Source organism: Mesorhizobium sp. USDA 4132, from assembly GCF_056279545.1.
The window spans coordinates 3,901,970-3,917,002 of sequence record NZ_JBWCCP010000001.1 but is presented as its reverse complement, the minus strand read 5'-3'; the positions used below and the strand labels follow the sequence as shown (position 1 = coordinate 3,917,002).

8 protein-coding genes and 2 pseudogenes are annotated in these 15,033 nt (G+C 62.7%); 7 read left to right on the top strand and 3 right to left on the bottom strand.

What is annotated here, in order from left to right; all coding sequences use genetic code 11:
• Positions 1–74: 74 nt before the first annotated feature.
• The 3 genes and pseudogenes from ACZ9IU_RS19610 to ACZ9IU_RS19600 all read left to right on the top strand — a co-directional run bounded on the left by ACZ9IU_RS19610 (position 75) and on the right by ACZ9IU_RS19600 (position 7,630).
• Positions 75–1,415: an efflux RND transporter periplasmic adaptor subunit gene (locus tag ACZ9IU_RS19610; protein WP_038546100.1), complete on the top strand. Its 1,341-nt coding sequence runs from the start codon at positions 75–77 to the stop codon at positions 1,413–1,415.
• Positions 1,412–4,532, top strand: a pseudogene (locus ACZ9IU_RS19605) (efflux RND transporter permease subunit). Before ACZ9IU_RS19610 ends, ACZ9IU_RS19605 begins: the two are co-directional and overlap by 4 nt.
• Positions 4,529–7,630: an efflux RND transporter permease subunit gene (locus ACZ9IU_RS19600; RefSeq protein ID WP_038546094.1), complete on the top strand. Its 3,102-nt coding sequence runs from the start codon at positions 4,529–4,531 to the stop codon at positions 7,628–7,630. Before ACZ9IU_RS19605 ends, ACZ9IU_RS19600 begins: the two are co-directional and overlap by 4 nt.
• Before the next feature lie 33 nt (positions 7,631–7,663).
• Here ACZ9IU_RS19600 and ACZ9IU_RS19595 read toward each other — a convergent pair whose 3' ends face one another.
• From ACZ9IU_RS19595 to yghU, 3 genes and pseudogenes are all read right to left on the bottom strand, one after another.
• Positions 7,664–7,909: a DUF982 domain-containing protein gene (locus tag ACZ9IU_RS19595; protein WP_038546092.1), complete on the bottom strand. Its 246-nt coding sequence runs from the start codon at positions 7,907–7,909 to the stop codon at positions 7,664–7,666.
• Between the two features lie 77 nt (positions 7,910–7,986).
• Positions 7,987–9,145: pseudogene (locus tag ACZ9IU_RS19590) on the bottom strand (fumarylacetoacetate hydrolase family protein).
• Positions 9,146–9,228: 83 nt separating this feature from the next.
• Entirely contained in the window at positions 9,229–10,098 is an 870-nt protein-coding gene (gene yghU, locus ACZ9IU_RS19585; RefSeq protein ID WP_038546085.1) for a glutathione-dependent disulfide-bond oxidoreductase, read from the bottom strand.
• Between the two features lie 288 nt (positions 10,099–10,386).
• Here yghU and ACZ9IU_RS19580 point away from each other — a divergent pair, with 288 nt between their 5' ends.
• From ACZ9IU_RS19580 to ACZ9IU_RS19565, 4 genes are all read left to right on the top strand, one after another.
• Complete coding sequence (locus tag ACZ9IU_RS19580) at positions 10,387–11,913, top strand: ABC transporter substrate-binding protein (RefSeq protein ID WP_038546082.1); 1,527 nt, start codon at positions 10,387–10,389, stop codon at positions 11,911–11,913.
• Between the two features lie 90 nt (positions 11,914–12,003).
• Positions 12,004–12,945, top strand: a complete 942-nt coding sequence (locus tag ACZ9IU_RS19575; protein ID WP_038549714.1) for an ABC transporter permease — start codon at positions 12,004–12,006, stop codon at positions 12,943–12,945.
• Entirely contained in the window at positions 12,945–13,817 is an 873-nt protein-coding gene (locus ACZ9IU_RS19570) for an ABC transporter permease (protein ID WP_038546079.1), read from the top strand. The genes ACZ9IU_RS19575 and ACZ9IU_RS19570 overlap by 1 nt, the downstream gene beginning before the upstream one ends.
• Positions 13,818–15,026, top strand: a complete 1,209-nt coding sequence (locus ACZ9IU_RS19565; protein WP_038546076.1) for an amidohydrolase/deacetylase family metallohydrolase — start codon at positions 13,818–13,820, stop codon at positions 15,024–15,026.
• The last annotated feature ends 7 nt before the right edge of the window (positions 15,027–15,033 follow it).

The following is a 15,033-nucleotide window of genomic DNA, read 5'->3' as shown; positions in this document are numbered from 1 at the left end:
GCCTTCCATTGCAGGCATTAGACCAGTAGCGTTCAATCCGGTTGATTTTTCGAGCATTCAAGAAGTTGCGGTCGATGGCGCGTAGGCATTGGGTCCTGGTTTCCGTGATAATCCTGGGCACAGCGGGCTTCGGAGCCTATGCGCTTCGGGACCGCTGGCTGGGCCGTGTGGAAACCATGCTCGGCTGGGCGCCGGCGGAGGCAACCGCGGCGCAGCCGGCGGGACGACCTGCCGGCGGGCGCCGGCGCCCTGGTCGTCAATCGGGCCAATCGGAACCGGTTCCGGTGCTGGTGGCCGATGCCAAGGCGAGTGACGTGCCGGTGTTCATCGATGGCGTCGGCTCGGTCCGGCCGTTGAGCACGGTCACCATTCGCCCGCAGGTCAGCGGCAAGCTGGCTGAACTGCATTTCGACGAGGGGCAGGACGTCAGGAAGGGCGATGTCCTGGTGCGGATCGACGATGCGGTCTATCGCGCGCAGCTCGACCAGGCGATCGGCAAGAAGGCGCAGGACCAAGCGCTGCTTCAGAATGCCGAACTCGCTCTGGACCGCTCCCTGAAACTGGTTCAGTCGAGCTCGGGCACGCAGCAGCAGGTCGATACGGCGCGTTCGCAGGTCGAGCAGTACCGGGCGGCCGTCCAGTCCGACGATGCGGCGATCGCCAGCGCCCAGGCCTCGCTCGACTATACGACGATCCGGGCGCCGATCGACGGCCGCACCGGCATCCGCAATGTCGATGTCGGCAATATCGTCAGTTCTTCCGATGCGGCGGGCATCGTCACGTTGTCGCAGATCAGGCCGATCTCGGTGGTGTTTTCCATTCCGCAGCAGCAGCTTGCCAAGGTCAACGCGGCGAGCGGCGGTGGGCAGCTTTCGGTCGAGGCGATTGCCGGCGACGGCAAGAGTGTGATCGACAACGGCGTGCTTGCGGCGGTGGACAACCAGGTGGACGCGACCACGGGAACGGTCAGGATCAAGGCCAACTTCCCGAACGACAAGCTGGCGCTCTGGCCGGGCGCTTTCGTTAATGCCCGCCTACTCGTCGAGACGTTGAAAGGCGTGATCGTCGTGCCGACGGCCGCCGTCCAGCGAGGACCCAACGGCACCTTCGTTTATCTCTTGAAGCCCGACCAGACGGTCGGCATGAAAATGGTCAAGCTGGGCCAGCAGGACGATGTGCAAACCGTCATTGCCGAGGGTGTGGCGGATGGCGACAAGGTGGTGACCACCGGCTTTTCACGCCTGAGGGACGGGGAACATGTGGAGGTTGCCGCCTCGCAGCCGCCGGCAGCAACGCCCGGTAATCCCCCCGGTAATCCCAATGAGGAACGCAGACCAAACCGCCGACCTCAGAAGACAGGCGGGCCCGAAGCCGCGAGTGCTGCGCCGGTCGCATTACCCGAAGCAAAACAATGAACACGTCGACGCTGTTCATCAAACGCCCGATCGCGACTTCGCTGCTCGGCGTCGCCGTGCTGCTGGGCGGCATTCTCGGCTATATCAATCTTCCCGTCGCGCCACTGCCGCAGGTGGATTTTCCGACGATCCGGGTGACGACGCAGTTGCCGGGTGCCGATCCGGAGACGATGGCGGCGCTGGTGACCGCACCGCTTGAACGCCCTCTCGGCCAGATCCCGTCGCTGACCTCGATGACCTCTTCGAGCGCCTTCGGCATCAGCCAGGTGACGCTGCAATTCGCGCTCGGCCGGGATATCGACGGCGCCGCTCAGGACGTCCAGTCGGCCATCAATGCCGCCGGCTCGGGCCTGCCGCGCAACCTGCCCTATCCGCCGACCTATGCCAAGGTGAACCCGGCCGACACCCCGATCATCACGCTGGCGCTGCGTTCGACCAGCTATCCGATCCGAGACCTCAGCGATTTCGCCGATACGCTGCTCGCGCAGCGGCTTGCGCAGGTTTCCGGCGTCGGCAATGTCTCGATCCAGGGCGGGGTGCGGCCGGCGATCCGCGTCCAGGCCGATATTCCGCGCCTGGCCGCTTATGGCATCGGCCTCGAAGATCTTCGAACCGCGATTTCCAGCGCCAGCGTCGCCGGCGCCAAGGGTGCGCTCGACGGCACGCATCAATCCTTCACGCTTGCAGCCAACGACCAGATCATCGACCCCGAGATTTACGGCAATGTCGTCGTCGCCTACCGGAACAATGCGCCGGTGCGGCTGAAGGATGTCGCCGATATCGTTCAAGGCCTGGAGAATACCCGCGTCGGCGCCTGGTATCAGGGCGAGCCGGCGGTCATCCTCGATGTCATGAGGCAGCCGGGCGCCAATGTCATCGATACGGTCGGCAGCATTCTGAGGCAGGTGCCGCGGCTCAGGGAGGTGCTGCCGGCGGGTATTTCGCTCGATATCGTCAACGACCGGACGGAAACGATCCGGGCTTCGATCCATGACGTGCAATGGACGCTCGGGGTCAGTATCGGCCTCGTCATTCTCGTCGTCTTCCTGTTCCTGCGAACGCTGACCGCGACCATCATCGCGGCGGTTGCGCTGCCGCTATCGCTGGTCGCGACTTTCGGGGTGATGTGGTTTGCCAGCTTCAGCCTCGACAACCTGTCGCTGATGGCATTGACGATCGGCACGGGGTTCGTGGTCGACGATGCGATCGTGATGATCGAGAATATCGCGCGGCATATCGAGGAGGGCGAGGACCCGATGCAGGCGGCCCTGAAAGGGGCCGGCGAGATCGGCTTCACGATCATCTCTCTGACCGTCTCGCTGATTGCCGTATTCATCCCGCTGCTGTTCATGTCCGGTATCGTCGGCCGGATGTTCCGTGAATTCGCCCTGACGCTGACGATCGCCGTCGTCGTCTCGGCGGTGATTTCGCTGACGCTGACGCCGATGATGTGCGCCCGCATCTTGCGCAAACCGGCGGAAGGACGCCGCGGCGTGCTTGCCGGTGCCGATCGTGTCATGGACCGCGTTATTGCAGGTTATCACCGAAGCCTGGTCTGGGTGGTCGACCGCAGCGCGCTGATGCTGATCCTGACCGTCGCAACGCTGGCGGCAACGCTTGCGCTTTATGTCTTCATTCCCAAGGGTTTTCTGCCGCCCCAGGATACGGGCCTGATCACGGCCGTCATCGAGACGGAGCCGACGACATCCTTCGACGCGATGAAACGGACCCAGGCCGTCGTCACCGACAGGCTGCGCGGGGATAAAGACGTGACCGGCATCGTCTCCGTGGTCGGCGCGAGCGCGAACAACCTGACTCTCAACACCGGCACGCTGAGCCTCGTGCTCAAGCCGCGAAGCGAGCGCACCTCTTCCGTGCCGGAGGTCATCGACCGGTTGAGGCGGGAGGTATCGCAATTGCCCGGCGTCCGCGTCACCTTCCAGGGGGTGCGGGATATCAGCATCAGCACCCGCGTCAGCCGCGCGCCCTATCAATACATTCTGACCGGTGCCACGGCGGCGAGCGTGGCGGATTGGGCGGACCGGCTGGCGACGAGGCTGGAACAGCTTCCGGAACTGGTCGACGTTTCGTCCGAAGTCGAGATGGGGGGGAGGGCGCCTGCTGCTCGACATCGATCGCGAGACGGCATCCCGTCTCGGCGTCTCGATGCAGGCGATCAGCGACACGCTCAACGACGCGTTCGGCCAGCGCCAGATCACCACAATCTATGCGCAGTCGAACCAGTACCGCGTCATTCTGGAAGCGGCGCCGCAATATCAGTCCGATCCGAAATCACTCGAACGGCTTTATGTGTCCGGAGCCTCGAATACGCAGATCCCGCTCGGGGCCTTCGCCAAGACGTCGTTTACGGCGGCGCCACTCGTCATCAGCCACAACGAACAGTTTCCGTCGGTGACGATCAGCTTCGATCTTGCTTCAGGCGCGTCGCTCAGCGAGGCCGTCAGCGCCATCAAGGCGGCGGAAGAGGAGATTGGCGTTCCGGCGTCGATCCAGCGGGACTATTTCGGCGATGCGGAGGAGTTTGCCAACTCGCTGGCCGGAGAGCCCTGGCTGATCCTCGCCGCGATCGTCACCATCTACATCGTTCTCGGGCTGCTGTATGAAAGCGCCATCCACCCGGTCACCATTCTCTCGACCCTGCCGTCCGCCGGCGTCGGCGCCCTTCTGGCCCTGATGCTGTTCGGCCAAGACCTGTCGCTGATCGCGTTGATCGGCATCGTACTCCTGATGGGCATCGTCAAGAAGAACGCGATCATGATGATCGACTTCGCGCTCGAGGCGGAACGCGTCGAAGGCCTGTCTCCCCGAGAGGCGATCCTGAAAGCTTCGATCCTGCGTTTCCGCCCGATCATGATGACGACGCTTGCCGCGCTCTTCGGTGCGCTGCCGCTGGCGATGGCGGAAGGAACGGGCTCGGAACTGCGCATCCCGCTCGGCATCAGCATTATCGGCGGCCTGCTTCTGAGCCAGCTTCTGACGCTCTATACGACACCGGTCATCTACCTGGCATTCGAGACCCTGCGCAGCCGCATCGTCGGCCGGACGACGGGACAATCGCCTTTGCCGGCGGAAAGCGAGCTCGGAGGGTCACCATGAACCCCTCGGAGACCTTCATCCGCAGGCCGATCGGCACGACGCTCCTGGCAATCGGGCTGATGATCCTCGGCATCGCCGCCTACCGCTTCCTACCGGTTTCCAATCTTCCCTCCGTCGATCTGCCGACCATTCGGGTGACGGCAAGCCGGCCGGGCGCCGATCCCTCCAGTATGGCGGCGAGCGTCGCTGCTCCTTTGGAGCGGCATCTGGGTGCGATTGCGGGTGTTACCGAACTGACCTCGTCCAGCGCGCTGGGTTCGACCAACATCACCATCCAGTTCGATATCGCGCGGACGATCGACGGCGCGGCGCAGGATGTGCAGGCGGCGCTCAATGCTGCCGCGGTCGATCTGCCGTCGGATCTCCCGTCGCTGCCGTCGTTCCGCAAGGTCAATCCTGCCGCGGCGCCGATCCTCAGCCTTGCGCTGACATCCGATAATGTCGCGCCGAGCGCGATCTACGATGCCGCCGATACGCTGGTGGTGCAACGCATATCGCAGGTGGATGGGGTCGGCGATGTCAGCGTCAGCGGTGCAGACCAGCCGGCGATCCGGGTGCGGCTCGATCCGAGCCGGCTTGCGGCGATCGGCCTGTCGCTCGATGCTGTCCGCACCGCCATCGTCAGCGCCGCCACATTGGGGCCGATCGGCTCGATCAATGGCGGCGATCTCGCCTTTTCGATCGGCATGAACAACCAGCTGCGGACGCCGGAAGAATATGGCCGGATCGTCATCCGCAGCAATAACGGGGTCGCTACCCGCCTGTCGGATATCGCGATCGTCGAGCCGGGCGTGCGAAACCGGCGTTCGGATGCCTGGTACAACGGCAAGCCGGCCGTGCTGCTCAATATCACCAAGGGGACCGACGCCAACGTTATCAAGACGGTAGATGCGGTGAAGGCGCTGATCCCGGAACTCCAGGCGCTGTTGCCGGCGGGCGTCGAGATCGCCATCCTTGCCGATCGCACCACGACCATTCATGCGAGCGTCGACGACATGCAGTGGACGCTGCTGATCACCGTCGTGCTTGTCATGATGGTGGTCTTCCTTTTCCTGCGCCGCGCGACGCCGACGGTTGCGGCGGGCGTCACGGTGCCGCTGTCGCTTGCCGGCACGTTTGCGGCGATGTGGGCCTGCGGACTTTCGCTCGACAACCTGTCGCTGATGGCGCTGGCGGTGTCGGTCGGTTTCGTGGTCGACGATGCGATCGTGATGATCGAGAATATCTATGCCAATCTCGAAGCCGGCATGAAGCCGATGCAGGCGGCGACGGAGGGGGCACGGCAGATCGGCTTCACGGTCATCTCGATCAGCGCCTCCTTGCTCGCCGCCTTCATACCGATGTTCTTCCTCGGCGGCATCATCGGCAAATTCTTCCAGAGCTTTTCGCTGACGCTCGGTTTTGCGATCGTCATTTCCACGGCGGTTTCGCTGACGCTGACGCCGATGATCTGCGCACACCGCCTGCGTGCGCATGAAAAGCGCGCTCATACGGGGGATAAGGAACGTAAGGGAATGCTGGGAGTGGTTATCGGCTTTTATGGCCGCACGCTCAAAGCCGTGCTCCACCATCAGGTAGCCGCAGTCGTCGTCATCCTCGCCTGTGTCGGTTTGACCGCCTATCTCTATGTGAAGATCCCGAAGGGTTTCATCCCGCAGGACGATACGGGGTTCATCCAGGGCGGCACGGAGGCCTCGACCGACATATCCTATCCGGCCATGGTCGCCCTGCAGCGCCGCGCGGCCGAGATCGCGGGCCGGGACCCGGCGGTCTCAGGGATTGGTTCTTCGGCCGGCGGCGGCTTTTTCGGTTCGGTCAATCGGGGCCAGCTGACGATCGCGCTGAAGCCGCCCTCGGAGCGGGCGTCGACCGCGGAGGTGATCGAGCGGATACGAAAGGAACTGGCGACCATTCCGGGGCTCAGCTCCTATCTGTTTTCGCCGTCGGATATCCGCATCGGCGCGCGTTCGACGCCGTCGCCGTTCCAGTTCACGCTCTGGGACGAGGACTTCAACGAGCTGACAACCTGGGCGCCCAAGGTTCTCGAAGCGCTGCGCAAGGAGCCGATCCTCACGGACGTCAATTCGGACCGCCAGCCGAACGGGCTGCAGGCGACTGTCAATATCAATCGAGACGAGGCCGCGCGCCTTGGGGTCAGCATCCAGTCGATCGACAATGCACTGAACAGCGCCTTTGCCCAGCGGCAGGTCTCGACGATCTATACGCAACGCAATCAATACCGGGTGGTGCTGGAAGCCGATCCGCGCTTTGCGCGCGACCCGTCCGATATCTCCGGGCTCTACGTGCCGGCGGCGGGCGGGAAGCTGGTGCCGATCTCAAGCGTCACCTCAATCGAGCGCACGCTCGCGCCGCTCGTCGTCAATCACCAGGGCCAGTTCCCCTCGGTGACGATGTCCTACAACGTCAAGCTCGGAGGTACGCTGCAGGACGCGAATGATGCGGTGCTGCATGCGGTCGGCGAATTGCACATTCCGGACACGCTGCATGCCGAATTTGCCGGGGATGCCGGGGCCGGCAGCTCGTCGAACAACCAGCCGCTGTTGATTGTCGCCGCTATCCTGACGGTCTATATCGTGCTCGGTATTCTCTACGAGAGCCTCGCGCATCCGCTGACGATCATATCGACGCTGCCGTCAGCAGGGCTCGGAGCGTTGCTTGCCTTGATGATCAGCGGCACGGAGCTGACGATCATCGCCTTCATCGGCATCGTTCTCCTGATCGGCATCGTCAAGAAGAACGGCATCATGCTGGTGGACTTTGCGCTGCAGGCGGAGCGCCAGCGCGGGCTACCTTCGGAGGAGGCGATCTTTCAGGCGTGCCTGCAGCGTTTCCGGCCGATCCTGATGACGACGCTTGCGGCGATCATGGGCGCCGTCCCGTTGATCATCGCCACCGGGCCGGGTTCGGAGCTGAGGCGTCCGCTCGGCATCACCATCGTCGGCGGGTTGATCATCTCGCAGATCCTGACCCTCTACACGACGCCGATCATCTACCTGATCCTCGCAAAGCTGCATAACCGGCGATCGAACCACCAGGCACTTGTTTCCGGCGAAGGAGCGGGTGATCCGGTTCGGTAGTCGGGAACTGCGAAGTCCTGACCCGCAGCAAGCCTAGGCTCGGACCAGGATATGCGCTTCCTTCGCGGCCTCGACAAAGGCCTTTCGAGCGTCTTCCGGCTTGCTCTTTCCGGCATCCACCGCGGCGCAGACGGCGAGAGCCCGGTCGAGGGCCGTGCCGTCCTCCACCGGCCAGTCCTCGATCATCGCCCAGGCAGCACCCTGCGTCGTCTCGATCGCGGTCTTGGCCGGCGGTTCGCCGATCGATATGACGACCGGCTTGTTCCAGGGCGTGTTCATTCTCTTAAGCGTCCCGTTTGGTCTGTGCCGGTCTCATAGGCCGACTTGACGGCCGTGGCGAGACGAGGCCGCTCCGTTTAGAGCAACCCTCGCGCGGCGAGATTCTTCATCAGCGCCGAAATGCCGAAGCTCCACGGTGGGCATTCGGTGGAGAGGCGCACCGTGTTGCGCAGCGTGCCGAGGGCCGGCGAGGAGATGTCGACGATGTCGCCGATCTTGTGGGTAAAGCCCTGGTTCGGAACATCGCGATCCTCGGTCGGCGCAAACAACGTGCCGAGGAACAGCATGAAGCCGTCGGGATATTGATGGTGATCACCGCAGGTGTGTTTGACGAGTTCGAGCGGGTCGCGGCTGATCTTCGACATGGAGCTCTTGCCGTTGAGGATATAACCATCCGGGCCGGTAACCCGCAGGTCGAGTTCGGCATTGCGGACGTCGTCCAGTCCATAACTTTCCTCGAGGAGGCGGATGAAAGGTCCGATCGAGCAGGAGGCGTTATTGTCCTTCGCCTTGCCGAGCAGAAGCGCCGAGCGCCCTTCGACATCGCGCAGGTTGACGTCGTTGCCGAGCGTCGCGCCCTTGATTTCGCCGCGGCTGTTGACCGCGAGCACGATTTTCCGGCTCCGGATTGTTCCAGGTCGATACCGGGTGCAGACCGACATCCGCTCCCCACCCCATCGAGGAAAGCACCGGTGCCTTCGTAAAGACCTCCGCATCCGGCCCGATCCCGACTTCGAGATATTGCGACCACATGCCTTCCCGGATCAGGGCTTCCTTGACCTTCGCGGATTGCGGCGAACCGGCCTTCAGGTCCTTGAGGCTGCCGCCGATGATCGTGCTGACCGTCTCGCGGATCGCTGCCGCCCTGTCTGGATTGCCGGCCGCTTTTTCCTCGATGACCCGTTCGATCATCGACTGTGCGAAGGTGACGCCGCAGGCCTTGATCGCCTGCAGGTCGGAGGGTGCCAGAAGATGGGGGCGCGACAGGTCGGGCCGGCCCGTGCTGTTTCCGGCAATGTCTTCCAAGGTGCCGAGGACCGGTCCGGTCGCGTTGCGGACGAAATCCGCAGCATCAGCGCGCTCCAGGAGCGCGCTGACGGTCGGCGTCTCCTTGCTGGTAATGTCGACCAGATCGCCGTTGCGCAACGTGACGAGGCTAGGGCCTGAAGCAGCGGGATTCCAGACCCGGCCGAGGAAAAGGCCGTTCGTTGAAGTGTCGATAAGATTGTCGGTCATGTTGAAAAATATGCCTCCCAGACGATGTGGCCCGAATGGGCCACATCCATCTCGTTTTGTCCATCTGGTTCGAAGGGCTGTTTTCAGCTCGCGGCCAGTTTGTCCTGGGTTTTGGTCTCGAAGTCGCTGGCGTCATGGCGCTCGTGAAGCTGGCCGGACGGGTCGCCGCTGAGGCGATTGACCATTCGACCACGCTTGACGGCGGGGCGATCCAGGATGGCGTCGGCCCAACGCTGGACGTGGGTGTAGTCCTGGACCGAAAGGAATTCGCCGGCGCCATACTGCCAGCCCTTCACGAGGCCGCCGTACCAGGGCCAGATCGCCATGTCGGCGATCGTGTAGGCGCTGCCTGCGATATATTCGCTTTCGGCAAGCCGCCGGTCGAGGACGTCGAGCTGGCGCTTGGTTTCCATCGCGAAGCGGTCGATCGCATATTCGATCTTGGTCGGGGCGTAGGCATAGAAGTGCCCGAAGCCGCCGCCGAGATAGGGGGCGCTGCCCATCTGCCAGAACAGCCAGGACAGGCATTCGGCGCGCTTGGCAGGCTCGGTCGGCAGGAAGGCGCCAAATTTCTCCGCGAGATAGACGAGGATGGAGCCCGATTCGAAGACCCTGATCGGCTCGGGGCCGGACCGGTCCATCAGCGCCGGGATCTTGGAATTCGGATTGACCTCGACAAAGCCGGAGCCGAACTGGTCTCCGTCGCCGATCTTGATCAGCCAGGCGTCGTATTCGGCGTCGGAATGCCCGAGTGCCAGCAATTCTTCCAGCATGATCGTGATCTTCTGGCCGTTCGGCGTCGCCAGCGAATAGAGCTGGAGGGGGTGACGTCCGACCGGCAATTCTTTTTCATGGGTCGGGCCGGCGATCGGGCGATTGATGCTCGCGAACTGGCCTCCATTGGATTTGTCCCAGGTCCATACTTTCGGCGGAGTGTAATTGGAATCGGTCACTTCTGGCTCCTAGCATTTGTAGAGGACGCGAAGGCTATCTGCTTTCGCCGTCGAAGACACGTTCGTCCAGCCCCCACGTAACAGAGAGCGCGAAATTTTGTGAGGGGCTGTCAGCGACTTCACGCAACATTGAGGGCTGCTGCAGGCGGTATCCTCCGTCGCGACCCCGGCAATTTGCATAGGACCAGCGCATGTTCCCGCGCGCCCATTGACAGGCTGGCTGCGTTCTATATTCTGTTATAAAAGCTTATATAACATAATTGTGGAACAAAAAAACGGGAGACTACCATGAGATTAAAGCTTGCATTCCTGGTTGCAACCGCGCTCGTCGCCACGCCGTCATTTCTGATGGCGCAGGAGAAGGGCGGCGTCGTCAACGTCGCCACCATCGGCGAGCCGCCGACACTCGATCCGATGACGTCGACGGCCGACCTCGTGGGTATCGTCACCCAGCACATTTTCGAGACGCTCTACACATTCAACAAGAAGTGGGATGTTACGCCGCTTCTGGCGGAAAGCCTTCCGGAGGTCAGCGCCGACGGCAAGACCTATACGATCAAGCTGCGCACCGGCATCAAGTTCCACGACGGCAGCGACATGACCTCGGAAGACGTGGTCGCCTCGCTGACCCGCTGGACCAAGCTTGCCTCTCGGGGCAAGCAGGCCGTCGGCTTCATCGACACCATTTCCGCCGCCGACCCGACGACGGTGACGATCAAGCTGAAGCAGCCGTATGCGCCGCTTGTCTCGTTGCTCGCCTTCAACAACTCCGCCGCGATCATCATCCCGTCGGAGAAGCAGGCCGATACGATGACCGATTTCATCGGCACCGGGCCTTACATGCTGAAGGAGCGCAAGGCCGACCAGTATATCCAGCTCGTCCGCTTCAAGGACTATAAGCCGCGTTCGGGCGAGAGCGACGGTTACGGCGGCGCCCGCCACCAGTATCTCGACGAGATCCGCTTTGTGCCGGTTCCGGACCCGAACACGCGCGTAGAGGCCGCCATTTCCGGCCAGTACGACTATATCGACTCGCTGCCGGTCGAATCCTTCGACAAGGTGAAGGCCTCGAAGGCCACTCAGCCGCTACTCCTGAAGCCGTTCGGCTACCCGGTCTTCGTCTTCAATACCGCCGAAGGTGCCGCCAAGAACCTTGCCGTCCGCAAGGCGATCCGCCAGGCACTCAGCATGGAAGACATGCTTGCCGCCGCCTTCGGCAGCAAGGATTTCTACGCCCTCGACGGCAACATCTACCCGGCCTCCTTCACCTGGAGCACGGATGCCGGCGTGAAGGGCAATTACAACGTCGCCGATCCGGAAGGTGCCGCCAAGGCCGCGAAGGCCGCAGGTTATGACGGCAAGCCGATCCGTATCCTGACCAGCCGCCAATACGAGTTCCACTACAAGATGGCGCAGGTTGCTGCCGAATATCTGAAGCTTGCCGGCTTTACCGTCGACATGCAGGTGGTCGACTGGGCGACGCTCACCCAGCGCCGCACCGACAAGGCACTCTGGGACATCTACATCACCCACAGCCCCTTCCTGCCGGAGCCGGCATTGATCGGTTCGCTGGCGCCGACTTCGCCGGGCTGGTGGGATACACCTGCCCGAAAGGCGGCCGTGGATGCTTTCTCGGCAGAGTCGGATCCGAAGAAGCGTGTCGAGCTCTGGGCCAATGTCCAGAAGGCCCTGTATGACGAAGCGCCTTTCATGAAGATCGGCGATTTCAACGCGGTTTCTGCGATCTCGACCAAGCTTCAGGGCGTCGATCCGGCTCCGTGGCCCTATTTCTGGAACGCCTCGATCAAGAAGTAACAACCCTCCCGAGGGACGCGGATGCCGGTCTACGGATCGGCATCCGCTTTCAATGATGTCCGCACTATCCGGACACAGGAACATCTTCGAATGATACGCTACATTCTCCAACGTCTTGCCGGCATGATCGTGGTGATGTTCCTCGTCGTCACGATCGTCTTCGTGATCGTTCGCGTGACGCCCGGCGATCCGGCCGCGGTCATGCTCGGCCCGGATGCCACGGCCCAGGACGTCGCCCAGCTGCGCACGCGTCTCGGCCTCGATCAGTCGATCGCGGTTCAATACGTCTTCTATATCGGCCAGCTGCTGAAGGGCGACCTCGGGCAGTCGATCTTCCTCAACATGCCGGTGACATCAGCGCTGCTCGACCGCGCCGAACCGACTTTCTTCCTGACGATTTTCTCGCTGGCGATTGCGAGCCTCATCGCGCTGCCGATCGGCATCTATGCCGCCTATCGGCGTGGATCCTTCGTCGACCAGGCTGCGATGATGGTGGCGATGCTGGCTGCCAGTATTCCGAGCTTCTGGCTCGGGCTCATCCTGATGCAGTTCTTCGCGGTGCGGCTCAACATCTTCCCCGTTTCCGGTTACGGCGGACCGGGCGCGAGCTTCGGCGAGCGCATGTATCACCTGACATTGCCGGCTTTCGCGCTCGGCCTCGTCTCCTCGGCGCTGATCCTGCGTTTTACCCGCGCCTCCATGCTCGATGTGCTCGGCGACGATTATATTCGCACCGCCCGCGCGAAGGGGCTGATCGAGCGGCGGGTGGTGCTGAAACATGCGTTGAAGAACGCGCTGATCCCGATCCTCACCGTGCTCGGCCTCACCGCCGCGGTGCTGATTTCCGGCGCCGTGGTCACAGAAACGGTGTTCGGCCTGCCGGGCGTCGGCAATCTGGTCGTCTCGGCGGTGCTGCGGCGTGACTATCCCGTCATCCAGGGCGCGCTGCTCGTCATCGCCGCCCTCTATGTCCTGATCAATTTCGCGATCGACATGCTCTATCTGCTGGTCGATCCAAGGGTGCGCTACTGATGGCGGAAATTGTCACCACCAAGCCGGCCTCGAGCGAAGGAGCCAAGTTCTTCCGCCGGTTCCTGAAACGCAAGACGGTCGCGCTCGGGCTGGTCGTCATCATTATCTTCGTCCTGCTGGCGGTTCTGGCGCCGTGGATAGCGCCCTATTCGCCGTCGAAACTGTCGATCGTCAACCGGCTGAAGCCGCCGAGCGAGATCTACTGGTTCGGCACCGACGAGTTCGGCCGCGATATCTTTTCGCGCACCATTTTTGCGGGGCGCCTGTCGCTGCTTGTCGGGGCGGCCGTCGTCACTCTTTCGGCGATCATCGGCGTGACGCTCGGTCTGCTTGCCGGATTCTTCCAGAGGCTCGATACGCCGATCGCCCGGCTGATCGATGCGATGATGGCCTTTCCCGATATTTTGCTTGCCATCGCGCTGGTCGCAGCGCTCGGGCCGTCGCTGGTGACGGTGATCATTGCGCTGTCGATCGTTTATTCGCCGCGGCTTGCCCGTATCGTCCGGGCCTCGACGCTGGTGATCCGCGAACTGCCTTACGTGGAGGCGGCGAAGGCGCTGGGCATCTCGACCTTCCACATCATGACGCGGCACGTACTGCGCAACCTCATATCGCCGATCCTGGTGCAGGGGACGTTCCTGTTTGCCAGTGCCATGCTTGCCGAAGCCGGACTTTCCTTCCTCGGCCTCGGCGTCAGCCCCGAAATTCCCACCTGGGGAACGATGATTGCCAGCGGGCGCCAATATATCGGCCAGGCCGACTGGATGACCTATTTTCCGGGCTTTGCCATCATTCTTTCCGTTCTGTCGCTGCAGATGGTCGGCGACGGATTGCGGGACATGCTCGATCCAAGACTTCGAAAGGACCTTTAAATGACCGGTGAAACAGCGGGCCAGCCGCTCCTCCTCACCAATGTGAAGCCGATGGCTTTCGGCGGCAATGCGGCCTCCGGCACGACCGACATCCTGGTCGGCGCCGACGGGCGGATTTCCGCTATCGGCCCGTCGCTTGCAGCACCCGCGGACGCAATCCGGGTCGACGGCAATGGCGCCTTCATCTCGCCCGGCTGGATCGACCTGCATGTGCATATCTGGCATGGCGGCACCGATATCTCGCTCCGTCCGTCGGAATGCGGCGCCGAGCGCGGCGTGACGACACTGGTCGATGCGGGTTCTGCCGGCGAGGCCAATTTCCACGGCTTTCGCGAGTACATCATCGAGCCGTCCAGGGAGCGCATCAAGGCATTCCTGAACCTCGGCTCGATCGGCCTCGTCGCCTGCAACCGCGTTGCCGAACTGCGTGATATCCGCGATATCGACCTCGACCGTATCCTCGAATGTTATGCGGAAAACAAGGAGCATATCGTCGGCATCAAGGTGCGGGCGAGCCATGTGATCACCGGTTCCTGGGGCGTCACACCGGTCAAGCTCGGCAAGAAGATCGCCAAGATCCTGAAAGTACCGATGATGGTGCATGTCGGCGAGCCGCCGGCGCTCTACGACGAGGTGCTGGAAATCCTTGGCCCCGGCGACGTCGTCACCCATTGCTTCAACGGCAAGGCCGGTTCGAGCATCATGGAAGACGAGGATCTCTACAATCTCGCCGAACGCTGCGCCGGCGAGGGCATCCGTCTCGACATCGGCCATGGCGGCGCCTCCTTCTCCTTCAAGGTGGCGGAGGCGGCGATCGCTCGCGGCCTGCTGCCATATTCGATCTCGACCGACCTGCACGGCCATTCGATGAATTTCCCGGTCTGGGACCTGGCGACCACCATGTCGAAGCTGCTGTCGGTTGGCATGCCGTTCGACAAGGTTGTCGAAGCGGTCACCCATCACCCGGCCTCGGTCATCAAGCTTGCCATGGAAAACCGGCTGTCGGTTGGCGAGCGCGCCGATTTCACGATCTTCGATCTCGTCGATGCCGATCTTGAAGCGACTGATTCCAACGGCGACGTCTCACGTCTGCAGAAACTGTTCGAGCCGCGTTACGCGGTCATCGGTTCGGAAGCCATCACCGCCAGCCGCTACATTCCACGGGCCCGCAAGCTCGTCCGCCACAGCCATGGTTACTCGTGGCGTTGAGGCGCAT